Origin of the sequence: Actinacidiphila glaucinigra, assembly GCF_900188405.1 — a bacterium.
GTDB lineage: Bacteria > Actinomycetota > Actinomycetes > Streptomycetales > Streptomycetaceae > Actinacidiphila > Actinacidiphila glaucinigra.
This window is the reverse complement of sequence record NZ_FZOF01000002.1, coordinates 436,518-460,459: the sequence shown is the minus strand read 5'-3', so window position 1 is coordinate 460,459 and position 23,942 is coordinate 436,518. Positions and strand designations below refer to the sequence as shown.

Below are 23,942 nucleotides of genomic sequence, written 5' to 3'. Positions count from 1 at the left end.
TCTGCGACTGTGACGCAGGAGCCCGCGGGCGGGTGGCATCGGGGCCGTTGCGGATGGATCTCAGTCGGGCAACGCCCCTCGCCCGGGACGATCCGCGCGTCAGGCGTCCCGGGGACCCCGGGAGCGTGCCGCGTACAGCGCCGCGCCGACGGCCAGGACGGCCGCGCCCGCGGCGACGGAGGTCCAGGGCAGGGCGAAGGCCAGGACGAGGCAGCCGAGCAGGCCGAGGGCGGGTACGGCACGCCGGGCGCCGGGGCCGAGGGTCCAGGCGGAGGCGTTGGCGACGGCGTAGTAGGCCAGGACGCCGAAGGAGGAGAAGCCGATCGCCCCGCGCAGGTCGGCGGTGGCGGCCAGGACGGCGACGACCGCGCCGACGGCGAGTTCGGCGTGGTGCGGCACCCCGGACCGCGGGTGCACCGCGGCCAGGGTCCGGGGCAGGTGCCCGTCGCGGGCCATGGCCAGGCTGGTGCGGGAGACCCCGAGGATCAGCGCGAGCAGGGAGCCGACGGCGGCGACCGCCGCGCCCACCCGCATCAGCGGCGCGAGGCCGCCCGCGGCGTCGGCCAGGGGCGCGGCCGAGCCGGCGAGCGCCCGCGGGCCCAGTACCGCGAGCAGGGCGACCGCGACGGCCGCGTAGACGACCAGCGTGATGCCGAGGGCGAGGGGGATCGCCCGGGGGATGGTGCGTGCCGGGTCCCTGACCTCCTCGCCGAGGGTGGCGATCCTGGCGTACCCGGCGAAGGCGAAGAACAGCAGGCCGGCCGCCTGCAGCACCCCGCCCACGGTCGCGTCGGCGCCGATGTCCAGCCGGGCGGCGTCGGCGTCGCCGCCGGTGAACGCGGCGACCACGAAGGCCGCGAGCAGCGCGAGGACGACCGCGACGATGCCCCGGGTGAGCCAGGCCGCCTTCTGCACGCCGGCGTAGTTGACGGCGGTGAGCGCCACGACCGCGGCGACGCCGACCGCCCGCTGCTGCTCCGGCCAGACGTACGCGCCGATCGTCAGGGCCATCGCGCCGCAGGAGGCTGTCTTGCCGACGACGAAGGACCAGCCCGCCAGATAGCCCCAGAACGGCCCGAGCCGCTCGCGCCCGTAGACGTACGTCCCGCCCGAGGCGGGGTACAGCGCGGCGAGCCGGGCCGAGGACATGGCGTTGCAGTAGGCGACGACGGCCGCCGCCGCGAGCCCGAGGAGCAGCCCGGAGCCGGCGGCGCGGGCGGCCGGGGCGAACGCGGCGAAGACCCCGGCGCCGATCATCGAGCCGAGTCCGACGACGGTGGCGTCGAAGACGCCGAGCCGTCGCTGCAGTATCGCGTTCCCACCGGTCACGGCGGCAAAGGTATACCGTCCCACTGCTAGACATGATGTCAGCAAGCTGCCATCGTGGCCGCCGGGAACGACGGCGGAACGGTGGCACGACGGTGAAGTGACGCCGCGATGACCAAGGGGCGACGCGGCGAGGCGAAGGCGAAGGGCGGCGGACATGGCGCAGCGCTGGGTCACGGCCTCCGACGGGGTGCGGCTGGCGGTGTACGAGCGGGGGGACCCGGCCGGGCCCACGGTGCTGTGCGTGCACGGCTTCCCCGACGACCACGGAGTGTGGGACGGCGTCGCCGGGCGCCTTGCCGCCCGCGGGTTCCACGTCGTGTCGTACGACGTACGCGGCTCGGGCGCCTCGGACAAGCCGCGCCGCACCCGCGCCTACCGGCTGCCGCGGCTCGCCGCCGACACCACCGCCGTCGCCGACGCGGTCAGCCCGGCGGCCCCGGTCCACCTGCTCACTCACGACTGGGGGTCGGTGCAGAGCTGGCACACCGTCAGCACACCGGAACTCGCCCACCGCTACGCCTCGATCACCTCGATCTCCGGACCCGACCTCGACCACACCGGCCGCTGGTACCGCGCCCAGTTGCGCCGCCCGTCCCCGGCCCGTCTGCTCAAGCTCGCCAAGCAGTCGCTGGCCTCGCAGTACGTCGGCTTCTTCCATCTGCCGGGGATCGCCGAACTCGCCTGCCGCAGCGGTTTCCTGGACGGCGTCATCGCGACCCTGCGCCGCCTGGAGACCGGCGAGACCCCCGCCGGATACGGCCCCGGGCTCGCCGCCCGCAACCGCGCCGGGCTCAGGCTCTACCGCGCCAACGTGCTGCCCCGCATGCTCCGCCCCCGCGTCCGGCACGCCGCGCTGCCCGCGGTGGTGCTGGCCCCGTCCAAGGACGTTTTCGTCCTGCCGCCCTGGCAGACCGAGATCACCGACTGGGCCCCCGCCGCCGAGATCCACCACGTGGACGGCGGCCACTGGCTGCCCTCCCACCGCCCGGACCTCGTCGCCGGGCACACCGCCCGCCTGGTCGAACGCGCCGAGAGGGAAAGGGCCGCGCCGTGACCGCCGGGCCCGGGCGCCGCCGCCGGCGGACCGCTTCCACCGGGCCGGCCCGGACACCACGGCCCGGACACGGCTCGGCCGGGACGGGGAGGCGCTCCCCGTCCCGGCCGAGCCGCGGGTTCACACGGACAGCGGGTCGAGCGGCGTCGGGACGGGGTGGCCCTCCATCATGGCGCCCAGTCCGAGCACCGCGCAGACGTCGGGCCGGTCCGCGACCGTGACCGGCATCCCGGTGGCCTGACGGAGCATCATGTCCAGGCCCGGCAGCAGCGCGCTGCCGCCCGCCAGCATGACGCCGCGGTCCGTGAGGTCGGCCACCAGGTCCGGCGGGCACCTCCGCAGCACCTGGCCGATCCCGTCGACCAGCGTCGCCATGGGCATCCGGATGGCCTGCCGTACCGCCTCGGTGTCGACGCGGACCGTACGGGCGATCCCGCTGGCGACGTCGCGCCCCTGGACCTCGGCGCTGGGCGCGGTGGGGCCGGGCGCGGAGAGGGTCTCGTGCAGCGAACGCACCGACTGGCTGGGCAGCAGCAGTTCGTGGGTGTTGCGCAGGTGCTGGACGACGGCGTGGTCGATCGCCTCGCCGCCCACCCCGATGGTCTCCGCGGCGACGATCGCGCCCATCGACATGACCGCGATCTGCGTGGTGCCGGCCCCGGCGAGCATGATCATCGTCGCTTCGGGCTGTTCGACCGGCAGTCCGCACCCGATGGCGGCCGCGATGACGGAGTCGACGAGTTCGACCCGGCGCGAACCGAGGCCGTACAGCGTTTCGATGGCGGCCCGCTGGGCCAGCGGCCCGCTGCCGTTGGGGGTGCAGACGGCTGCCCGGAGCATCGGCTTGCGCCGCCAGGCCTTGCGGAGCTGACCGCCCAGCAGGTGACGGAGCATGCGCTGGGCCATCTCGATGTCGACGACCATCCCGGCCTGGATGGGGCGGACCACGCGGATGTGCTCCGGAGTGCGGCCGGTCATCTTCTCGGCGAGCGAGCCGACCGCGATGAGGGCACCGCTGTGCGCGTTGACGGCGGCCACGCTGGGCTCGTCCACGACGAGTCCCTGGTGCTTGAGGTAGACACGGGTGCGAGACGCCCCCAGGTCGACGGCAACGGAGCAACGACGCAGATGCGCCAGACTGACGGTCACGGCAGATCCTCCCCGAGGGGCCGGTTCCCGGGACACGCCCCTGCGGCGGCCCGTCTGATCATCGTGCGGGCGCAAGTCGAAATCCGCCTGTTGTGATGGTCCGTGCGGTTGATCCGCCTATCGGATGATCCGTGCGGCGAGGACCGCGATGTCGTCGTCCGCCGGCTCCACGACCAGCAGGGACAGGACCCGGTCGACCAGCCCGCCCAGATCACCGTCGGAGTGCAGACGCAACCCGGCGAGCCGGTCGAGCGAGGCGTCGATGTCCTCCCCGCGCCGCTCCACGAGGCCGTCCGTGTACAGCAGCAGGACGTCACCGGGCCGGCAGGAGGCCGGCACGGCCTCGTAGCCCCCGTGACCGGTGCCCAGCGGCGGGCCGACCGGCACGTCGACGATGCGTACCGTGCCGTCGGGCCGGATGACCGCGGGCGGCAGGTGACCGGCGCTGGAGAAGGTGCACGTGCCGCGCGCCGGGTCGACGAGGGCCAGCAGGCAGCTCGCCGGACGGCCCGACTCCGTCTCCGAGATGAGGGCGTCCAGCCTGCGCAGGATGCGGTGCGGCGGGAGGTCGGCCGCGGCCACGAAGCGCAGCATCGAGCGGTACTGGCTCATGTCGACCGAGGCCTCCACCCCGTGCCCCATGACGTCGCCCATGGCCAGGAGGGTGCGCCCGTAGGACAGCCGTACGGTGTCGTACCAGTCGCCGCCGACCAGCGCGGTGCTGCCGGCCGGCTGGTAGCGGAACGCGGCCTCCACGGAGGGGTGCGGGGAACCCGGCTCGGACATCAGGGCGCGCTGCAACTCCAGGGCGATGCCGTGCTCGTGCGTGTAGCGGCGCGCGTTGTCGAGGTAGATCGCGGCCCGCCGGACGACGTCCTGGACGGTCTCGGTGTCCCGCTCGGTGAACCCCGGGGACTCCCCGCAGCGGACCAGGGTCACCGTGCCGATGGGCTCGCCGCGCGCCGCGAGCGGCACGACGAGCGCCGAGTGGATGCCCACCGAGCGGAAGGCGGCCATCCGTTCGCGGACCGACCCGCCGTGGCCCAGCGCGTCGTCGTCGAAGAGGTTCTGCACCACGGGGCTGCCGGACCGCAGGCAGCGCGGGATGGTCGTGCCCGACGGGTACTCGACGTACTCCCCGGGCTCGCCGAAGGTCTTGACCTGCTCGCGCAGGTTGGGCAGCGCGGCCATCGCGGCCCGGCGCAGCCGCAGCACGCCGCGGTTGCAGGGGGTGGAGCGCTCGGTGGGGAAGACCTCGACGGTGGCGATGTCGGCGAGCAGCGGCACGAGGAATCCGGCGAGTTCGGCGCAGGTCTCGTCCATCTCCAGCGTGGTGCCGATGAAGGTGGCCGCGCGGTCGAGGATCGCCAGCCGTTCCCGGGCCCGCTCCAGCTCCTGCTGGTGCTGGCGGGAGGCGCTGACCTCCAGCATGATCCCGACGAGGCCCAGCACGGTGCCGTCCGCCGCGTCCAGCCGGTGGTAGGCGCCCTGCCAGTAGCGGCGGCCGAGTTCGGACTCGGCGTGCGTGCGGCCGCTGGAGGGCACCTCGCGCGACTTGCCGTCGGACAGGACCTGGCGCAGCGCCTCCTCGCCGGCGTCGTCCAGGTCAGGCAGCACCTCGGTGATCCGGCGGCCCACATGGGCGTCGGCGGGCAGGCCGTTCATCCGGGCGAGGGCGGGATTGACGTAGACGTAGCGCAGCTGCGGGTCGTAGATGCCCACGCCCGCAGGGGTGCCGTCCAGCACCTGCCGCAGGACCGCGTGGTCCAGCGGTGACCAGTTGCCGGGCCCACCGTCACCGCTCACCCGGTCACCCTCCTGTCCGCCGAGTGCGCCCGTTCCCATGATCGGGCGGTCCCCGGCCGGGCGCACGCCCGGATGCGGTCACCCCGCCGGGTGGCCCCGGGGCCCGTGGGGCGTGTCGTCCGGGCACCGCGGTGACCGGGCCCGAAAGGATCGGGCGATGCGATGGAGGACGGCGGCCGTGGCCCTCTGCCTGCTGCTGACCGCCTCGCCGGCGGTGGCCGGCGAGCGCCCCGAGCCGCGCCCCGGCCCGCCGGCCCGGGTGGAGCGGCTGTACGCGCAGGCGGCCCGTGCGGTGCAGGCGTACGAGGACGCGGAGCGGGCGGTCCGCCGCAAGCGCGCCGACCTGCGCCTGCTGCACCGGGCCGCGGCGGTGGAGCGGCGCCGGCTGGACGTGCTGCGGGACCGGATCGGGGCGATGGCGCGCAGCGAGTACCGCAACGGGGGGCTGGGGCCGTCGGCGAGGCTGCTGCTGACCGGGCGGCCCGACCGGCTGCTGGAGGGCGCGACGCTGGCCCGGCAGGGCGACCACGCGCAGGCGGCGCTGCTGGCCGAGCGGATGCTGGCCGAGCGCCGGCTCGCGGCGGACACCCTGGCCGTGGACCGGACGCTGGCCGTGCTGGCCCGCGAGGCGCACCGCAAGGACGCGCTGCGACGGGGCATCGAGGCGCGGCTGCAGCGCGCCCGGGCCCGGCTGTCCGCCCGGGACCTGGCGCTCATGGCCCACGAGGGCCTCTCGGCGGACTGCCCCCGCGACCTGCCCCCGGCCCCGCCCCGGTCGTCGGCCGCCGCCCACCGCCAGGGCGCCCCGCACTGGGTGCGCCCGGTGGCGCACTACACGCTCACCGCCCGCTACGACGCCTCCGGCGCGCACTGGGCGCACCGCCACACCGGCCAGGACTTCGCGGTGCCACCGGGCACCCCGGTCCGCGCGGTGGGCGACGGCACGGTGGTGGTGGCCGCGTGCGGTGACGGCTTCGGCAACCAGATCGTCGTCCGGCACGACGACGGGTACTGCACGCACTACGCCCATCTGTCCGTGCTGGAGGTCGTCCCCGGGCAGCGGGTCCGCGCGGGCGAGCGGATCGGGCGGTCCGGCAACTCCGGCAACTCCACCGGCCCGCACCTGCACTTCGAGGTCCGCGTCACGCCCCAGATGGGCTCCTCGGTGGCACCGCTGCCCTGGCTGGCCCGGCACGGTGTGCGCGTCGGCCGCTGACCGCCACGGGAGGCCCGCACGGGGGCCGCGACCGGGTGGGCCGGGCGACCGGGTCAACCCCCGCTGCCGCCCTCGCCCTTGCCCGCCTCGGCGCGCAGCGCCCGCCGCAGCCGGTGGGCCGCGCGGCGGTCCTCCTCGGAGGCGTCGGTGACGTCCAGGAAGATCTGGTCCAGTTCGGGGAACTCCCCGGCCAGCGTGCCCTTGATGCGGACCGCGGCCTCCTCCACGGTCTCGCTGTCGATGCCCTCGGTCAGGTCCACCCGGGCGGCCAGCAGCACCGAGTCGACCCCGAGGCGCATCGTCAGCAGCGCGGTCACGGTGTCGATCTCCGGCTGCCGCGTGAGCAGTTCGTGCGCCCGCTGCCGCAGCCGGGGGTCGGCGGCCTCGCCGATGAGGGTGTCCCGGCAGTCCTTGCCGAGCCGGTAGGCGACGTACATCAGCAGGACGGCGATCGCCAGGGACGCGTACGCCTCCCAGGTCCGGTCGCCGGTCGTCCAGTGCAGCACCACGCCGGCGAGCGCCAGCAGCACGCCGAACACCGCCGCGCTGTCCTCGCCGAGCACGGTGCGCAGGGTCGGGTCGTCGCCCTCGCGCAGTTCGGTGCGGAAGGGGCGGCCGTGCTCGCGGGCCCCGCCGCGTACCTGCAGCAGCGCCTTGACCAGCGAGGTCCCCTCGGCGAGCAGGGAGATCACCAGCACGGCAGCGGCGATCAGGAAGGCCCGCGTCGTGTGCGGCTCGCTCTCGTGGAACGCGGAAACGCCCTGGTAGAAGGAGAAGCAGCCGCCCATCACGAAGATGCCCACGGCGGCGAGCAGCGACCAGAACCAGCGCTCCTTGCCGTAGCCGAAGGGGTGCCGCGCGTCGGGCCTGCGCCGGCTGCGGCGCAGCGCGGCCAGCAGGAAGACCTCGTTGAGCGTGTCGGCCACCGAGTGCGCCGCCTCCGACAGCAGCGCCGGCGAGGTGGTGAGCAGCCCGCCGACCGCCTTCGCCACGGCGATCACCAGGTTCGCGGCGAGGGCGACGAAGACGGTGCCCCTGGTCTGCTTGTCCTTCCCCATGGGGAGCGTGTGCCCCGCGAGGCGCCGCTCAGTGGTGGAAGGCGGTGGGCGCCTCGCCGGGCGGGTGGAGCGGGTGGTCCTGGGCGCGCAGCTGGGGGAGGTAGCGCTCCAGGTCGGCGAGGAAGAGGTCGGCGAGGTCCTCGGAGAAGCCGTTGCGGACGACGATGCGCAGCACCGCCAGGTCCTCGCGGTCGGCCGGATAGGTGTAGGCGGGCACCAGCCAGCCGCGTTCGCGCATCCGCCGGGAGACGTCGAAGACGTCGTACGCGGTGACGTGGTCGGCGGTGGTGAAGGCGAAGACCGGCAGCTGGTCGCCGCGGGTGATCAACCGGAAGTCCCCGCACTCCTCGATCCGCGAGGAGAGGTAGGTGGCCACGTCCCGGGCGGTCTGCTGGACGACGCGGAAGCCGTCCCGGCCCAGCCGCAGGAAGGTGTAGTACTGGGCGACGACCTGGGCGCCGGGCCGGGAGAAGTTGAGGGCAAAGGTCGGCATGTCGCCGCCGAGGTAGTTGACCCGGAAGACCAGTTCCTCGGGGAGGGCGTCGAGGTCCCGCCACAGCGCCCAGCCGACGCCGGGGTAGACCAGCCCGTACTTGTGGCCGGAGGTGTTGATCGAGGCCACCCGGGGCAGCCGGAAGTCCCAGACCAGGTCCTCGTCGAGGAAGGGGGCGATCATGCCCCCGGAGGCACCGTCGACGTGGACGGGGATGTCGAGCCCGGTGCGCTCCTGCAGGGCGTCGAGGGCGGCGCAGATCTCGGCCACGGGCTCGTAGGAGCCGTCGAAGGTCGAGCCGAGGACGGCCACCACCCCGATGGTGTTCTCGTCGCACATCGCGACGGCGGCGTCCGCGTCCAGGTGCAGCCGGTCGCCCTTCATCGGCATCAGGCGCGGCTCGACCTCCCAGAAGTTGCAGAACTTCTCCCAGCACACCTGCACGTTGCCGCCCATGACCAGGTTGGGGCGGCCCCCGCCCGGTTTGCCGTCGCCGGCCCGCCCGGTCAGCCGGCGGGCGAGGGACGGACGGCCGCCACCGTCTCCGGCGCGCTTCATCCAGCGGCGCTTGAAGGCCATGCCGGCGAGCATGCAGGCCTCGGAGGAGCCGGTGGTGGAGCAGCCGACGGCGCTCTCCGGGTCGGGTGCGTGCCACAGGTCGGCGAGCATCGACACGCAGCGCCGCTCCAGTTCGGCGGTGCGCGGGTACTCGTCCTTGTCGATCATGTTCTTGTCGAGGCACTCGCCCATCAGCACCCCGGCCTCGGGCTCCATCCACGTGGTGACGAAGGTGGCCAGGTTGAGCCGGGCGTTGCCGTCGAGCATCAGCTCGTCGTGGACGAGCTGGTACGCCGTGGCCGGCGCCATCGGGCCGTCCGGCAGCCGGTGCTTCGGTGGCGCCGCGCGCATCCCGGCGACCGGGTCGGCCCCGGCGTAGAAGGGGTTCACGGCGAGCTTCGGCAGGCCCTCGGCACCTTTGTGCAGCGACATACCGTCACGATACGGGTGAATCCGGTCACCGGCAGGTCGGCGGCCGGCCGCCCGGGCCGGGGCCGGTCAGCCCGCCGAGGACATCGACAGCTTGGCCGCGAAGCCCAGGAAGAGCGCCGCCGCCCCCGAGGTCAGACCGGCCGCGAGGCGCTTGCGGCGGCGGAACTGGCCGGCCAGGTAGGTGCCGCCGAAGATCAGCAGCGTCAGGTAGCAGAAGCTGAAGACCTGCGCGATCGTGCCCAGCGCCAGGAAGGACAGCGCGGGATGGGCGTAGCCGGGGTCCACGAACTGCACGAAGAAGGAGATGAAGAAGAGGATCGCCTTGGGGTTGAGCAGGCTGATCACCAGCGCGCGCCGGAACGGCTGCTCGGCGTCCGCCACCTCGTCGGCCGCGGTCGCCACCGCCGCCGGCTCCGCGCCCCGGGACCGCCACATGCTCCAGGCGGCCCGCGCCATGCCGAGGGCGATCCACGCCAGATAGCCGGCACCGGCGTACTTCACGATGCCGAAGAGCACGGGGTTGGCCGTGAGCAGTCCGGCCACGCCCGCCGCCGACGCGGTCATCAGGACGGTGTCGCCGAGGAAGACGCCCAGGGCCGCGCGGTACGCCGTCCGGACTCCGCGGCGCGCCGCGACGGAGAGCGTGTACAGCGAGTTCGGCCCGGGCAGCAGCACGATCAGTACGGTGCCCAGCACGTACGTCGGCAGGTCGGTGATTCCCAGCATGCGCACCAATATGGCACTTGCACCTCACGTGGCGTGAGGCCGGAGGGTGTGGTCATGAACACGAGCGCGGGCTACCCGGTCGGGCAGGTGGCGGCTTTCGCCGGCGTGACCGTCCGCACGCTGCACCATTACGACGAGATCGGACTGCTCTCGCCCAGCGCCCGCAGCCACGCGGGCCACCGGCGCTACAGCGACGCCGACCTCGACCGGCTGCAGCAGATCCTCTTCTACCGGGAGCTCGGCTTCCCCCTGGAACAGGTCGCGGCCCTCCTCGACGACCCGGACGCGGACCCGCGGGAGCACCTGCGGCGCCAGCACGAGCTGCTGACCGCGCGCATCGGGAAGCTGACGGAGATGGCCGACGCCGTCCAACGAGCCATGGAGGCACGCACGATGGGCATCAACCTCACGCCCGAGGAGAAGTTCGAGGTCTTCGGGGACTACGACCCCGACCGGCACGCCGAGGAGACCCGGGAGCGCTGGGGCAACACCGACGCGTACGAGCAGTCGCAGCGCCGGGCCGCCTCCTACACCAAGGAGGACTGGCTGCGCATCAAGGCCGAGCAGGAGGACTGGGGCGCCCGGCTGGTGGCGCTCCGCGAGTCCGGCGCCCCGGCGGACGGCGAGGCCGCGATGGACCTGGCCGAGGAGCACCGGCGGTTCATCGTGGACCACTACTACGACTGCACGTACGAGATCCACACCGGGCTCGCCGAGATGTACCTGGCCGACCCGCGCTTCAACGCCTTCTACGAGTCGATCGCGCCGGGCACCGCCCGGTACGTCCACGACGCGATCGTCGCCAACGCTAGGCGTGCCGGGGCGTGATCACCGCGGCCGTGCCGTAGGCGCACACCTCGGTGCCGGCGTCGGCGGCCTCGCTGACGTCGAAGCGCATCATCAGCACCGCGTTGGCGCCGCGCGACTGCGCCTGCTCCACCAGCCGCTCAATCGCCTGGGTGCGGGTCTGGGCCAGGGTCTTGGTGAGTCCCTTCAACTCGCCGCCGACCAGGGACTTCAGGCCCGCGCCGATCTGGCTGCCCAGATGGCGGGAGCGCACGGTGAGGCCGAAGACCTCGCCGATCACCCGCTCGATCCGGTAGCCCGGGACGTCGTTCGTGGTGACCACCAGGACGGCGGACTGGGGCGACTGTCCGCCGCCGTACTCGTCGATACCCATACGGGCATCGTCGTCCCCCCGCCGCCGTCCCGCGCGGTCTCAGTACTCCAGGTGCGGTGCCTGCTCCGGGGCCGGGCAGATCCGGCGGCCCGTGTGGTCGAAGACGTACAGGTGGGCGAGGTCGACCAGCAGCGGCACGTGCTGTCCGGCGCGGAGCCGCAGGTCGGGCCCGGTGCGGACGACCAGGTCACCGCTCCCGGCGGCGGGCCGCTCGGTCTCCTGCCGCGGTGCCGGCCGGTCGAGTACGGCCGTCCGGCCCTGGCCGGAGACCCGGGCGGCGGCCTTCTGCACCAGCCGGCCCAGTCCGGCGGTTCCGCCCTGCCGGGAGGCCGCCCGGGAGCGCTGCCGCGCGCCGCCCGGACGGGCGGACTCCAGTTCGGGCACGACGGCCGGGCGGGCGCCGGTGTCCAGGTGCACCAGCGACTCGTGGCCCTGGTACTCCACGTGCTCCACCACACCGCTGAGCACCACCTCGCCGGGCCGGGCGCTGCTCGGCCGGTCGATGCGCACGGCCTCCGAGCGCAGGCCGACGATGACCGGCCGGCCCTGCTGGATGCGGAGCATCTGGTGGTCCCGGCTCAGCGGCCGGGGGAGGACGAGCCGCTGCCGTCCGAGGTCGATCCACATCCCGCCGTCCAGCGGGGCCACCACGGTCGCCTCCATGAGGTTGATCCGCGGGGTGCCGATGAAGGCGGCCACGAAGACGTTCTGCGGCAGGTGGTACGCCTCCCGCGGGGCGCTCACCTGCTGCAGCACGCCGTTGCGCATGATCGCCACACGGTCGCCCAGCGACATCGCCTCGGCCTGGTCGTGGGTGACGTACACGGTCGTCACGCCCATGCCGCGGGTCAGCCGGGCGATCTCGGCGCGCAGGTGCGAGCGGAGCTTGGCGTCGAGGTTGGACAGCGGCTCGTCCATCAGGAAGACGGACGGGTGCCGCGAGATGGCCCGGCCCATCGCGACCCGCTGCCGCTCGCCGCCGGACAGCTGCGCCGGATAGCGGTCGAGGATGTCCTCGATGCCGAGCGTGCGCGCGGTCTCGGCGACCCGGGGGCCGGTGTCCTGCCCGGGCATCTCGAAGCGCAGCGGGAAACCGATGTTCTCCCGGCTGGTCATGCTCGGGTAGAGGGCGAAGTTCTGGAAGACCATGGCCATCTTCCGGTCGCCCGGTGCCAGGTCGTTCGCGGGCTCGCCGTCCAGGAGCAGCTCACCGGAGGTGATGTCCTCCAGACCCGCGATCATGCGCAGCACGGTGGACTTGCCGCAGCCCGACGGGCCGAGCAGCACCAGGAACTCGCCGGGGGCGATGTCCAGTGAGAAACGCTCCACGGCGCGCACGCCGCGGCCGTAGGTCTTCGAAACGTCGTGCAGGGAGATGGCGCGAGTCATGTGGGTTCCGCCGGATCATGATGATTCAGGAGTGACGGGCGACTTGCGGTGTTGCACGGTAAAACGCTTGGGAGGACCGTAGCCGAGCGTTTCCGGGCTGGGAACGGTTCGGTCGCGACCGCGTTGATACTTTTGGCGCGTGACGACTATCGCCCTGGGCCCGCAATGGCTCGACCCCGATTACCTCATCTCGTCAGCGGGCCTGATCGGCCTGCTGGCGATCGTCTTCGCCGAGTCGGGTCTGCTCATCGGCTTCTTCCTGCCCGGTGACTCCCTGCTCTTCACCGGCGGCCTGCTGGTCTCGGGCGGCAAGCTCGACTATCCGATCTGGCTGGTCTGCGTGCTCGTCTGGATCGCGGCCGTCGCCGGCGACCAGGTGGGCTACCTCTTCGGCCGCAAGGTCGGGCCCTCGCTCTTCCGGCGCCCGGACTCCAGGCTCTTCAAACAGGAGAACGTCGAGAAGGCCCACGAGTTCTTCGAGCGGCACGGCGCCAAGTCGATCGTGCTCGCCCGCTTCGTGCCGATCGTGCGGACGTTCACCCCGGTCATCGCCGGCGTCAGCCGCATGAACTACCGCGTCTTCGTGACGTACAACGTCATCGGCGGCCTTCTGTGGGGCGTCGGCGTGACCCTGCTCGGCTACTGGCTGGGCCAGATCGCGTTCGTCCACGAGCACATCGAGCTGATCCTCATCGCGATCGTGCTGCTCTCGGTCGTCCCGATCGCCATCGAGTTCCTGCGCGCCCGCGCGGCCTCCCGGAAGGCCGCGCCGCTGACCGGGGCACCCGAGTTCGAGGCCGACGACGAGGCCGGCCAGCCGCCGCTCCAGCGCGGCACCGGCGGGCGGCACCGCGCCAACCGCCGTTAGCCGACGGAGAGAGTGGGCAGTCGTCCCGCTGTGCCGAGGGGGGAGGGTGTCCGCACCCTCCCCCCTCGGCACACCCGGCACCCGCCGGACGATCACGCGCCGAAAGGAGGATCCCGTGGCGCATCCCAAGGAGCCCGAGCAGCATGCGGGCGGCTCGGAGTTCACGCCGCCCCTGGGTGTGGAACTGCCGAGGCCCGAGACACAGGGTTCCGCCTTCGCCCGCCCCGGGACGCGGACCTCCTCGCAGCTGTCCCACCCGGCCTTCACGCCCCCCGAGGGCATCCCGGTCGTCAGCCTCTCCAAGGAGACCCCCTGGCCCGACCGGATGCGCACGATGCTGCGCATGCCCGTCGGCGAGCGCCCCGCCCCCGAGCAGCCCGCCCGGCCGCCCGAGGCGGAGGGCGGCCCACCGGTCCCGCGCGTGCTCGACCTGACGCTGCGCATCGGCGAGCTGCTGCTCGCCGGCGGCGAGGGCGCGGAGGACGTCGAGGCCGCGATGCTCGGCGTCGCCCACGCCTACGGGCTCGGACGGGTCGAGCCGACCGTGACGTTCACCCTGCTGGGCATCTCGTACCAGCCCTCGCTGGTGGACGCGCCGGTCACCGCAAACCGCACGGTGCGCCGCCGGGCCACCGACTACACCCGTCTCGCGGCCGTCTTCCGGCTGATCAACGACGTCACCGCGGCCGACCTCAGCCTGGAGGACGCCTACCGGCGGCTCGCCGAGATCCGCCGCAACCGGCACCCCTACCCGGGCTGGCTGCTGACCGCGGCGGCCGGGCTCCTCGCGGGCGCGGCGAGCATGCTGGTCGGCGGCGGCGGTCCGCTGGTGTTCGCGATCGCCGCGCTCGGCGCGATGCTGGGCGACCGGCTGGCCTGGCTGTGCGCCGGCCGCGGGCTGCCGGAGTTCTACCAGTTCGTCGCCGCGGCGATGCCCGCCGCCGTGATGGGGGTGCTGGTCGCCCGGTTCGGCCAGCACCTGCCCGGTACGAGCAGCCTGCAGGCCTCCGCGGTCATCACCGGTGGGCTCTTCGCGCTGATCCCGGGAAGGGCCCTGGTCGCGGCCGTCCAGGACGGCCTGACCGGCTTCTACATCACCGCCTCCGCACGCCTGCTGGAGGTGATGTACCTCTTCACCGGCATCGTCGTCGGCGTGACGCTGATCCTCTACGCCGGGGTCAGCCTGGGCGCCGGACTCGACCCCGACCAGGCCTTCAGGGCCTACGAGAACCCGCCGGTGCAACTGGTCGCCGCGATGGTGCTGAGCCTCGCCTTCGCCGTGCTGCTGCAGTGCGAGCGGGGCGTGCTGGCGGTCGCCGCCCTCAACGGGGGCATCGCCTGGACGGTCTACGCGGCGCTGCACCAGGAGGGGATCGGGATCGGGATGTCGCCGGTCGCGGCCACCGCCGTCGCCGCCGGCCTGGTGGGCCTCTTCGGCCAGGTGCTCTCCCGTTACCGCCACGCCTCCGCCCTGCCGTACGTCACGGCGGCCATCGGCCCGCTGCTGCCGGGTTCCGCGACGTACTTCGGGCTCCTCGGGCTGACCCGCGGTCACCTGGACCAGGGATTCGCCTCGCTGACGAAAGCGGCGGCGCTGGCGCTCGCCGTGGCCATCGGGGTGAACCTGGGAGGCGAGATCGCGCGGCTGTTCATCAAGCTGCCCGGTGGCGCCGGCCAGGCACGACGCCGTGCCGCGGCCAAGCGCACCCGCGGTTTCTGAGCCTTCCGGACCCCGCCGCCTGGCCACCCGCCCGTCACGCGGGCAACCTGATGTTAACTGTCCGTATCGTGGTCGTAGTTGACTGTAATCGGTTTTAGGGGTTTCACTTCACCATCTGGAGTCCGTTCCGGGGCAAACCGCGACCTTTCGGAGGCATGAAGCCTTGGCTGACGAGCACCTGAGCCCGCTGGACCTCGCCTTCTGGAACCTGGACTCCCCGGGCCACCCCATGCACCTGGGCGCCGTGGCCGTCTTCGACCGCGACCCGGAACGCCCGGTCGACGCCGACGGACTCGCCGCGCTGCTCACCGCCCGTGCCGAGGCCGTACCGCGGATGCGGCAGCGCGTGAAGGACGTCTGGTACGGCGTCGGCGGCGCCGCCTGGGCCGCCGACGAGCACTTCGACGCGCGGCACCACGTCCACGCCGTCCGGCGGGCGGACGCCTGGGCCGCCGTCGCCGAACTGATGTCCCGCCCCATGGACCGCCACCGGCCGCCGTGGGAGGTCTACGTCATCGAGGGCGCCCCCGACGCGCCCTTCCGCGTCCTGGTCAAGCTGCACCACGCCCTCGCCGACGGGCTGCGCGCCGTGGAGTTCGGCGCCGCGCTGCTGGACCAGGGGGCCCGCACCTTGACCCCTTCCCCCGCCCCGGTCTCCGCCCCCGCGGCGCCGCGTACCGGCGCCGAGGCGGCCGTACCGGCACAGGTCAGGGGCCCCGGCATCCACCTGCCCGCGCTGCCGCTGCCCGATCCCCGGCAGGTCGTCGCCTCCCTGCCGGACCGGGTGCGCGAGGCCGGGCGCGCTCTGGGCATCGGCTCGGCCGTGCTGCGCGCCTCCCTCGACCCCGGCGGGCCCGCCGCGCTGGGCGCGGCCTGGACGCCCGGCGGCGCCGAGCGGCGCTTCGCCACCGCCTCCCTCGACGTCGACGATCTGCACCGGGTCCGCAAGACCAGCGGCGGCACCGTCAACGACGTCGTCATGGCCGTCGTGGCCGGCGCGCTGCGGCGGTGGATGGAGGCCCGCGGCGACGACCCGGCGGGCCCGGGGCCGCGCGCCCTGATCCCGGTGGCGCGCCGCCGCCGCAGGGGCGTGCGCGGCGGCCGGGGCAACCGCATCTCCGGCTACCTGCTGCGGCTGCCGGTCGGCGAGCCCGATCCGCTCGCCCGGCTGCGCGACGTGCGCGCGGGCATGGACCGCAACAAGGACGCCGGGCCCGACACCGGCCCGGGCGCCGTCGCGCTGCTGGCCGACAGCGTGCCGCCGCTCGCGCACCGCTTCGCCGCCCCGCTGCTCGCCGCCTCGGCCCGGCTGCTGTTCGACGTACTGGTGACCAACGTGCCGATGCTGGACGTGCCGCTCACCCTGGACGGCTGCCGCATGACGGAGCTCTACCCGATCGCCCCGCTCGCCCGCGGCCAGTCGCTGGCGGTCGCCTGCTCCACGTACCGCCGCCGGGTCCACATCGGGCTGCTCGCCGACGCGGAGTCGCTGCCGGACGCCGACACGCTCGCCGCCGCCCTGCACGGCGCGCTGGCCGAACTCCTCGACGCCTGCGGGTGAGGCCGCCGGACACGCGCGAGGGCGGCGCGCCCCGGCAGGGAGCGCGCCGCCCTCGCGGCGGTGGGAGCCGGCCGGTCAGTGACCGCCGTGCTCCTTCAGGCGCTTGTAGGACGCCTCGATCTCGGCCTCGGCCTCGCCGCGGCCCACCCAGTTGGCGCCCTCGACGGACTTGCCGGGCTCCAGGTCCTTGTAGACCTCGAAGAAGTGCTGGATCTCCAGGCGGTCGAACTCGGAGACGTGGTGAATGTCACGCAGGTGCTCGACCCGGGGGTCCGAGGCGGGCACGCACAGCAGCTTGTCGTCGCCGCCGGCCTCGTCCGTCATGCGGAACATGCCGATCGCGCGGCAGCGCACGATGACGCCGGGGAAGGTCGGCTCGTCGAGCAGCACCAGGGCGTCCAGCGGGTCGCCGTCCTCGCCCAGGGTGTTCTCCACGAAGCCGTAGTCGGCCGGGTAGACCGTCGAGGTGAACAGGTGCCGGTCCAGGCGGATACGACCGGTCTCGTGGTCCACCTCGTACTTGTTGCGGGAACCCTTCGGGATCTCGATCGTTACGTCGAACTCGAGCACAGCCTGTCCTCCATGATCAGCACATACTTCTGGTGATTAAGTGTCTCCCACGCTTGTGTGTGGTCGCGAAAGGGGCTGGTCCGGGGTGCCCGTTCCGAAGAACTGGCAGGTGGTGGCAGGCTCGGCTGCCGCAGGATTTGCCGTGGCGCTGACGGCCGTGGCCGCAGCGGGACCGTGGGAGTCAGGCCAGCGTACGGCCGAACGGGCGATCGCCGCCTCCCGGGACGGTCAGGGGAAGCAGGCGCGTCCCCACAAGAAGGGGGGAACAGGCGGTCACAAGGGGGCGCTCGCCCCGGTGCCGCCCGCCGCCCCCGAGGTGCTCGCCGCCGTGTCCGGTCCGCACAACGCGCCGGTGCCGACCAAGGCCGGACTGGCCGGGCGGCTCGGCCCGTTGCTGCAGGACGGGGCGCTCGGTGCGCTGACGACGGGCGCCGTCGTCGACGCGGTCTCGGGCCGGACGGTGTGGGGGCAAGGCCCCGGCACACCCGCCGTGCCCGCGTCCACCACGAAGGTGGCCACGGCCGTCGCGTCCCTGTCGCTGCTCGGGGCCGACCACCGCCTCACCACCTCCGTGGTCGCCGCGGGCAAGGACCGCGTCGTCCTGGTCGGCGGTGGCGACCCCACCCTGACCGCCCGCGCCAAGCCCGGCGGCGGCTGGACCGCGGCCTCCCTGCGCACCCTCGCCTCGGACACCGCCCGCGCGCTGCGCGCCAAGGGCGTCCGCTCGGTGAAGCTCACGTACGACACCTCGCTCTTCACCGGCCCCGCCGTCCACCCCATCGGGCGCAACGACAACATCGCGCCCGTCACCGCCCTGATGGCCGACGAGGCCCGCAGCGACGGCAAGAGCGTCAAGGGCCCCGCGGCCCGACACTGGGACCCGGCGGCCAAGGCGGCGGAGGCCTTCGCCGACCTGCTGGGCAAGCGCGGCGTCAAGGTCGAGGGCGCGGTGAAGGCCGGCAAGGCGCCCTCGCGCGCGCCCGCGGCCGACCGGCTGGCGGAGGTGCGGTCCGCGCCCCTGGCCGACCTGGTCGAGCGCATGCTCACCAACAGCGACAACGACATCGCCGAGGCGCTCGCCCGGCACACCGCCCTCGCCGCGGACCGCCCGGGGTCCTTCTCCGGCGGCGCCAAGGCCATCGGCTCCGCGCTCCGCGAACTCGGGTTCCCGCTGAAGGGGGCCCGCTTCGCGGACGGCAGCGGGCTCGACCGCGCCGACCACCTCACGGCGGAGCAACTGGCGCGGCTGCTGGCGCTTGCGGCCGACCCCGACCACCCGGAGCTGCGCCCCGTCCTCACCGGGCTGCCGGTCGCCGGCTTCAGCGGGTCCCTGCGGGAACGCTTCACCACGGCGCGCGGGGCCGCGGGGCTGGTCCGCGCCAAGACGGGGACGCTCACCGGGGTCAACGCGCTCGCCGGGACGGTGGTGGACGCGGACGGCCGGCTGCTCACGTTCGCCTTCCTGACCAACGGCACCACCAACCCCGTGACCGCGCAGTCCGCCCTCGACCGCCTCGCCGCCGGACTCGCCACGTGCGGCTGCCGCAAGTAGCCGCAACCGGCGTTCGCCGCCCGCGCCCCGGCGAGGAACGCTCCCGGGGAGGGGGACAAGCACGTACCGTGAAGGAATGACGAGCATCGGTGGTGCGGAGATGGTCGACTGGAACCTCGCGGTCGCGACCGCGACCCGCTTCGTGCGGCCCGGCCCGGAGGTGAACCGGGACGAGGCGCGCGCGGTCGTGGCGGAACTGCGGCGGCACGCAAAGGAGTCGGAGGCGCACGTCCGGGCCTTCACCAGGATGTTCGGCGACCAGGAGGACCCGGCCGACACCGGGACCCCGGTGCTGATCGTGGACCGCCCGGGGTGGATCAAGGCGAACGTCGCCGGCTTCCGCGAAGTGCTGAAGCCGCTGCTGGACAAGATGCAGGCCCGCAAGCCGGGCGGCCCCGGCGGCGCCGTGCTGGGCACCGTCGGCGGGAAGGTGACCGGGGTCGAGGTCGGGATGCTGCTGAGCTTCCTGGCCTCGCGCGTGCTCGGCCAGTACGAGACCTTCGCCCCCGCGACCCGTGACATGCCGGCCGGCCCCGCCGCCCCCGGCCCGGGCGAGCCGCGCACCGGGCGGCTTCTGCTGGTGGCCCCCAACATCGTCCACGTGGAGCGCGAACTCGACGTGGACCCGCACGACTTCCGGCTGTGGGTGTGCCTGCACGAGGAGACCCACCGCACGCAGTTCACGGCCGTGCCGTGGCTGCGGGACCACATCGAGCAGGAGATCCAGGCCTTCCTCGGCGAGACGGAGATCGACCCGTCGACGCTGATCGAGCGGCTCCGCGAGGCGTTCCAGGCGTTCTCCTCCGGCAGCCGGCCCGACGCCGAGGAGGCCTCGGTCGACGCGGACGGCGACGAGGGCCGCAGTCTGATCGACCTGGTGCAGACCCCCAACCAGCGGGAGATCCTGGGCCGGCTGACCGCGGTCATGTCGCTGCTGGAGGGGCACGCCGACTACGTGATGGACGGCGTGGGGCCGGACGTCGTGCCCTCCGTGGCCGAGATCCGCGAGAAGTTCCAGCGCCGCAGGCAGAGCGGCGCCGGGCGGATGGACATGGCGCTGCGCAAGCTGCTGGGGCTGGACGCCAAGCTGCGGCAGTACCGTGACGGCGAGCGTTTCGTGCGGGCCGTGGTGGACGAGTCCGGGATGGACGGCTTCAACCGGATCTGGACCTCGCCCAACACCCTGCCCACCAAGCAGGAGATCGCCAAACCCGCGGACTGGGTGGCACGGGTGCACGGGCGGAGCGAAACCTGAGTCGACCCGGGGCACAGAAGGGCCCCGGGGCCTCCCGGTTCACCCGTCCGAGGGACCGTGGGCGCAGGGTAAGCGTGCGATGCTCGAGTATCGCACGCTGTCTGTCACCATCTAGCTACCCTGCGTCATCTTCACCGTCCCGACGCCTCCCCCAGCCTCTCCAGGAGGGAAACCGGACATGGGTCCCCACCCCGCGGTCGCGGCGATACGCCTGGCGGTCCGCCGCGTACTCCAGGACATCCTGACCGACCACCCCGGCGGCAGCCCGCTCGTGCTGGCCGCCTGCAGCGGCGGAGCCGATTCGATGGCCCTCGCCACCGCCCTCGCCTTCGAAGCGCCCAAGCTCGGCATCCGGGCCGGCGGTGTCACCGTCGACCACGGCCTGCAGGACGGCTCGGCGACCCGCGCCGTCGACGTGGCCGACCGCCTGCGCGGTCTCGGACTCGCCCCGGTGGACGCCGTCGAGGTCACCGTCGGCCGTCAGGGCGGCCCGGAGGCCGCCGCGCGCGACGCGCGGTACGCCGCGCTGGACGCCGTCGCGGAACGCGCCGGCGCCTCCGCCGTGCTGCTCGGCCACACCCGGGACGACCAAGCCGAAACGGTGCTGCTGGGGCTGGCCCGCGGTTCCGGCATCCGGTCGCTGTCCGGCATGCCCGCCGTCAACGGGCGCTACCGCCGCCCCTTCCTGCTGCTGGACCGTGACACGGTCCGCAAGGCCTGCCTCGTGCAGGGCATCGACGTGTGGGAGGACCCGCACAACCACGACCCCGCCTACACCCGCTCCCGGGTCCGCCACGAGGCGCTGCCGGTGCTGGAGAAGTCCCTGGGCAAGGGCGTCGTGGAGGCGCTGGCCCGTACCGCCCAGCTCTCCCGGGACGACGCCGACGCCCTCGACCAGTGGGCGGCCCAGGCCGAGCGGACGGCCGTCGACGCCGACGGCGGGCTGGACGTCGCCCGGCTGCTGACCCTGCCCGCCGCGGTGCGCCGCCGGGTGCTGCGCCGTGCGGCCGTCGCGGCGGGCTCGCCCGCCGGTTCGCTCTTCGCCCGGCACATCGAGGAGACCGACCGCCTGCTCACCGGTTGGCGCGGGCAGAAGCCGCTCAACCTACCGGGCGGCGTCGCCGTCGGCCGGCGGAATGGCAGACTGTTCTTCCAGGCCCTGTAGACCGAGCCGGAAGTTGTGCGGGTGAACGAGAACGACATGGGCACCGACCTCGAGAAGGTGCTCATCTCCAAGCAAGAGATCGACGCCAAGCTGGCGGAGCTGGCTGCGCAGATCGACAAGGACTACGAGGGCAAGGACCTGCTGATCGTCGGCGTCCTCAAGGGCGCCGTCATGGTGATGGCGGACCTCGCGCGAACCCTGTCCTCCCAGGTCACCATGGACTGGATGGCGGTGTCCTCGTACGGCGCGGGGACCAAGTCCTCGGGTGTCGTGCGGATCCTCAAGGACCTCGACACCGACATCGCCGGGCGGGACGTCCTGATCGTCGAGGACATCATCGACTCCGGTCTGACCCTGTCCTGGCTGATCAGCAACCTGGGCTCGCGCCGCCCGGCCTCGCTCGAGGTCTGCACGCTGCTGCGCAAGCCGGACGCCGCCAAGGTCGAGATCGATGTGAAGTACGTCGGTTTCGACATCCCCAACGAGTTCGTGGTCGGCTACGGCCTGGACTTCGCGGAGAAGTACCGGAACCTGCCGTTCATCGGCACCCTTGCGCCGCACGTGTACGGCGGCTGAGGCTCCGGGAACCCCGACGCCCCCCTCCGCGTTGGAGGGTGGTAACGCTGTTTGTTTACGGTCTCCGGCAACTTCGGGTGACAATGCTGGGGTACCGTCCGAAGGTCGGTTCATACACCGGATGCACCGGCGGCCCCCAGGCCGCGGTGCCTCACTGTGGCAGGAGGGACGGGGCGTGTTCGCCCCGCATGGATGGACGTGAAGCGCTATTTCCGTGGGCCAGTCATGTGGATCGTGCTGGCTGTCCTCGCTGTGGTCGTTTTGATGCAGGTCGTCGGCTCGTCCGGTGGCTACAAGACGGTGGACACCGGCCAGGCCATTGAGGCCATCAACAGCAACCAGGCCAAGTCCGCCGAGCTGACCACCGGCGACGAGAACACGATCAAGGTCGAGCTCAAGGACGGCGCCAAGGTAGGCGGCGAGGACCTGGGCTCCAAGATCAAGGCGAGCTACATCGGCGACCAGGGCGTCGACGTGGCGAAGATCCTGCAGGCCAAGGTCGACGACGGCAACAAGAGCACGCTGCCCGACGGCTACACCGTCGCGCCCTCGAAGCAGAACGCCTTCGTCGGCATTCTGCTGTCGCTGCTGCCCTTCGTCCTCATCGTCGTGGTCTTCCTGTTCCTGATGAATCAGATGCAGGGCGGCGGCTCCCGGGTGATGAACTTCGGGAAGTCCAAGGCCAAGCTGATCACCAAGGACACCCCGAAGACGACCTTCGCCGACGTCGCGGGCTCGGACGAGGCCGTCGAGGAGCTCCAGGAGATCAAGGAGTTCCTGCAGGAGCCGGCGAAGTTCCAGGCCGTCGGCGCCAAGATCCCCAAGGGTGTGCTGCTCTACGGCCCGCCCGGAACGGGCAAGACCCTGCTCGCGCGCGCCGTCGCCGGCGAGGCGGGCGTCCCGTTCTACTCGATCTCCGGATCCGACTTCGTCGAGATGTTCGTGGGTGTCGGCGCCTCGCGTGTCCGCGACCTGTTCGAGCAGGCCAAGGCGAACGCCCCGGCCATCGTCTTCGTCGACGAGATCGACGCCGTCGGCCGGCACCGCGGTGCGGGTCTCGGCGGCGGTCACGACGAGCGCGAGCAGACGCTCAACCAGCTGCTGGTCGAGATGGACGGCTTCGACGTCAAGGGCGGGGTCATCCTGATCGCCGCCACCAACCGCCCGGACATCCTGGACCCGGCGCTGCTGCGCCCGGGCCGGTTCGACCGGCAGATCGCCGTCGACCGCCCCGACCTGCAGGGCCGTCTGGAGATCCTCCAGGTCCACCAGAAGGGCAAGCCGGTCGCCCCGGACGTCGACCTCAAGGCCGTCGCCCGCCGCACCCCCGGCTTCACCGGTGCGGACCTGGCGAACGTCCTCAACGAGGCGGCGCTGCTCACCGCGCGCAGCGACAAGAAGCTGGTCGACAACGCGATGCTGGACGAGGCCATCGACCGTGTCGTGGCCGGCCCGCAGAAGCGCACCCGGATCATGTCCGACAAGGAGAAGAAGATCACCGCGTACCACGAGGGCGGTCACGCCCTGGTCGCCGCGGCTTCTCCGAACAGCGACCCGGTGCACAAGATCACGATCCTGTCCCGCGGCCGGGCCCTCGGCTACACGATGGTCCTGCCGGACGAGGACAAGTACTCCACCACCCGCAACGAGATGCTCGACCGGCTGGCCATGACCATGGGCGGCCGCGCGGCGGAGGAGCTGGTCTTCCACGACCCGACCACCGGTGCCGCGGACGACATCGAGAAGGCCACCACCACGGCCCGCGCGATGGTGACCCAGTACGGCATGACCGAGCGACTGGGCGCGATCAAGTTCGGGACGAGCGACGGGGAGCCCTTCCTCGGCCGTGAGATGTCCCACCAGCGCGACTACTCGGAAGAGGTCGCCGGGCTGGTCGACGAAGAGGTCAAGAAGCTCATCGAGACCGCGCACAACGAGGCGTGGGAGATCCTCGTCGAGAACCGCGACGTTCTCGACAACCTGGTTCTGGCCCTCCTGGACAAGGAGACGCTGAACAAGGAGGAGCTCGCCGAGATCTTCAAGCCGATCGTCAAGCGCCCGCCGCGTCCGGCCTGGACGGGTTCCTCGCGGCGTACGCCGTCGACCCGCCCGCCGGTGCTCTCGCCCCGTGAGCTCGCCCTGACCAACGGCACCCAGCCGACGGCCAACGGCAGCGCCACGGCGTCCCTGAGCAAGCCCGCCGAGACGGTGGAGCTCCCGGAGGAGCCGAACCCCGAGGCCTGACGCCTCGGACGTGGCCTTGGTCACGGACATCGGAATGCGTG

General features: G+C 73.0%; 20 protein-coding genes. 11 read left to right on the top strand and 9 right to left on the bottom strand.

What is annotated here, in order from left to right; all coding sequences use genetic code 11:
* Positions 1-99 precede the first annotated feature (99 nt).
* Entirely contained in the window at positions 100-1,329 is a 1,230-nt protein-coding gene (locus tag CHF15_RS06080) for an APC family permease (protein ID WP_089222557.1), read from the bottom strand.
* 154 nt (positions 1,330-1,483) lie between these two features.
* On the opposite strand from CHF15_RS06080, the gene CHF15_RS06075 reads away from it, so the two are divergent.
* Positions 1,484-2,383 (top strand): alpha/beta fold hydrolase, encoded by a 900-nt coding sequence (locus CHF15_RS06075; RefSeq protein ID WP_089222556.1) that lies wholly within the window; start codon positions 1,484-1,486, stop codon positions 2,381-2,383.
* A 120-nt stretch (positions 2,384-2,503) separates the two neighbouring features.
* Here CHF15_RS06075 and CHF15_RS06070 read toward each other — a convergent pair whose 3' ends face one another.
* Positions 2,504-3,532 carry a rod shape-determining protein gene (locus CHF15_RS06070; RefSeq protein WP_089222555.1) on the bottom strand — a complete coding sequence of 343 codons (1,029 nt, stop codon included), beginning with the start codon at positions 3,530-3,532 and terminating at the stop codon, positions 2,504-2,506.
* Positions 3,533-3,649: 117 nt separating this feature from the next.
* A complete protein-coding gene (locus CHF15_RS06065; protein ID WP_089222712.1) occupies positions 3,650-5,377 on the bottom strand; it encodes a SpoIIE family protein phosphatase in 1,728 nt (575 codons plus the stop codon).
* A 118-nt stretch (positions 5,378-5,495) separates the two neighbouring features.
* Between CHF15_RS06065 and CHF15_RS06060 the strand changes: the two genes are divergently transcribed.
* Complete coding sequence (locus tag CHF15_RS06060; RefSeq protein WP_143681527.1) at positions 5,496-6,554, top strand: M23 family metallopeptidase; 1,059 nt, start codon at positions 5,496-5,498, stop codon at positions 6,552-6,554.
* A 53-nt stretch (positions 6,555-6,607) separates the two neighbouring features.
* Here the strand turns inward: CHF15_RS06060 and CHF15_RS06055 are convergent, their stop codons facing one another.
* The 3 genes from CHF15_RS06055 to leuE form a co-directional block, all read right to left on the bottom strand.
* A complete protein-coding gene (locus CHF15_RS06055) occupies positions 6,608-7,612 on the bottom strand; it encodes a cation diffusion facilitator family transporter (RefSeq protein ID WP_089222553.1) in 1,005 nt (334 codons plus the stop codon).
* 28 nt (positions 7,613-7,640) lie between these two features.
* On the bottom strand, positions 7,641-9,095 hold the full coding sequence (locus CHF15_RS06050; RefSeq protein ID WP_089222552.1) for a glutamate decarboxylase: 1,455 nt from the start codon (positions 9,093-9,095) through the stop codon (positions 7,641-7,643).
* A 66-nt stretch (positions 9,096-9,161) separates the two neighbouring features.
* Positions 9,162-9,821 (bottom strand): leucine efflux protein LeuE, encoded by a 660-nt coding sequence (leuE, locus tag CHF15_RS06045; RefSeq protein WP_089222551.1) that lies wholly within the window; start codon positions 9,819-9,821, stop codon positions 9,162-9,164.
* A gap of 54 nt (positions 9,822-9,875) precedes the next feature.
* Here leuE and CHF15_RS06040 point away from each other — a divergent pair, with 54 nt between their 5' ends.
* Positions 9,876-10,649, top strand: a complete 774-nt coding sequence (locus CHF15_RS06040) for a MerR family transcriptional regulator (RefSeq protein ID WP_089222550.1) — start codon at positions 9,876-9,878, stop codon at positions 10,647-10,649.
* Here CHF15_RS06040 and CHF15_RS06035 read toward each other — a convergent pair.
* Together CHF15_RS06035 and CHF15_RS06030 are read right to left on the bottom strand one after the other, a co-directional pair.
* Positions 10,630-11,001, bottom strand: a complete 372-nt coding sequence (locus CHF15_RS06035; RefSeq protein WP_089222549.1) for a YbjQ family protein — start codon at positions 10,999-11,001, stop codon at positions 10,630-10,632. The genes CHF15_RS06040 and CHF15_RS06035 overlap by 20 nt on opposite strands.
* A 39-nt stretch (positions 11,002-11,040) precedes the next feature.
* Positions 11,041-12,390: an ABC transporter ATP-binding protein gene (locus tag CHF15_RS06030; protein WP_089222548.1), complete on the bottom strand. Its 1,350-nt coding sequence runs from the start codon at positions 12,388-12,390 to the stop codon at positions 11,041-11,043.
* Between the two features lie 139 nt (positions 12,391-12,529).
* Between CHF15_RS06030 and CHF15_RS06025 the strand changes: the two genes are divergently transcribed.
* The 3 genes from CHF15_RS06025 (at position 12,530) to CHF15_RS06015 (ending at position 16,539) form a co-directional block, all read left to right on the top strand.
* Complete coding sequence (locus tag CHF15_RS06025) at positions 12,530-13,258, top strand: DedA family protein (RefSeq protein ID WP_089222547.1); 729 nt, start codon at positions 12,530-12,532, stop codon at positions 13,256-13,258.
* 115 nt (positions 13,259-13,373) lie between these two features.
* A complete protein-coding gene (locus CHF15_RS06020) occupies positions 13,374-14,978 on the top strand; it encodes a threonine/serine exporter family protein (RefSeq protein ID WP_089222546.1) in 1,605 nt (534 codons plus the stop codon).
* A gap of 163 nt (positions 14,979-15,141) precedes the next feature.
* Positions 15,142-16,539 (top strand): wax ester/triacylglycerol synthase family O-acyltransferase, encoded by a 1,398-nt coding sequence (locus CHF15_RS06015; RefSeq protein ID WP_089222545.1) that lies wholly within the window; start codon positions 15,142-15,144, stop codon positions 16,537-16,539.
* Positions 16,540-16,614: 75 nt separating this feature from the next.
* Here CHF15_RS06015 and CHF15_RS06010 read toward each other — a convergent pair whose 3' ends face one another.
* On the bottom strand, positions 16,615-17,109 hold the full coding sequence (locus CHF15_RS06010; protein ID WP_018558507.1) for an inorganic diphosphatase: 495 nt from the start codon (positions 17,107-17,109) through the stop codon (positions 16,615-16,617).
* A 142-nt stretch (positions 17,110-17,251) separates the two neighbouring features.
* Between CHF15_RS06010 and dacB the strand changes: the two genes are divergently transcribed.
* From dacB to ftsH, 5 genes are all read left to right on the top strand, one after another.
* The gene (gene dacB, locus CHF15_RS06005) at positions 17,252-18,661 is read left to right on the top strand and encodes a D-alanyl-D-alanine carboxypeptidase/D-alanyl-D-alanine endopeptidase (RefSeq protein ID WP_089222544.1); all 1,410 of its coding nucleotides are present in this window, start codon (positions 17,252-17,254) and stop codon (positions 18,659-18,661) included.
* A gap of 76 nt (positions 18,662-18,737) precedes the next feature.
* A complete protein-coding gene (locus CHF15_RS06000) occupies positions 18,738-19,916 on the top strand; it encodes a zinc-dependent metalloprotease (protein WP_089222543.1) in 1,179 nt (392 codons plus the stop codon).
* 178 nt (positions 19,917-20,094) lie between these two features.
* A complete protein-coding gene (tilS, locus tag CHF15_RS05995; protein ID WP_089222542.1) occupies positions 20,095-21,081 on the top strand; it encodes a tRNA lysidine(34) synthetase TilS in 987 nt (328 codons plus the stop codon).
* A 36-nt stretch (positions 21,082-21,117) separates the two neighbouring features.
* Positions 21,118-21,657 (top strand): hypoxanthine phosphoribosyltransferase, encoded by a 540-nt coding sequence (gene hpt / locus CHF15_RS05990; protein ID WP_037731546.1) that lies wholly within the window; start codon positions 21,118-21,120, stop codon positions 21,655-21,657.
* A 192-nt stretch (positions 21,658-21,849) separates the two neighbouring features.
* Entirely contained in the window at positions 21,850-23,901 is a 2,052-nt protein-coding gene (gene ftsH, locus CHF15_RS05985; protein ID WP_089222541.1) for an ATP-dependent zinc metalloprotease FtsH, read from the top strand.
* Positions 23,902-23,942 lie beyond the last annotated feature (41 nt).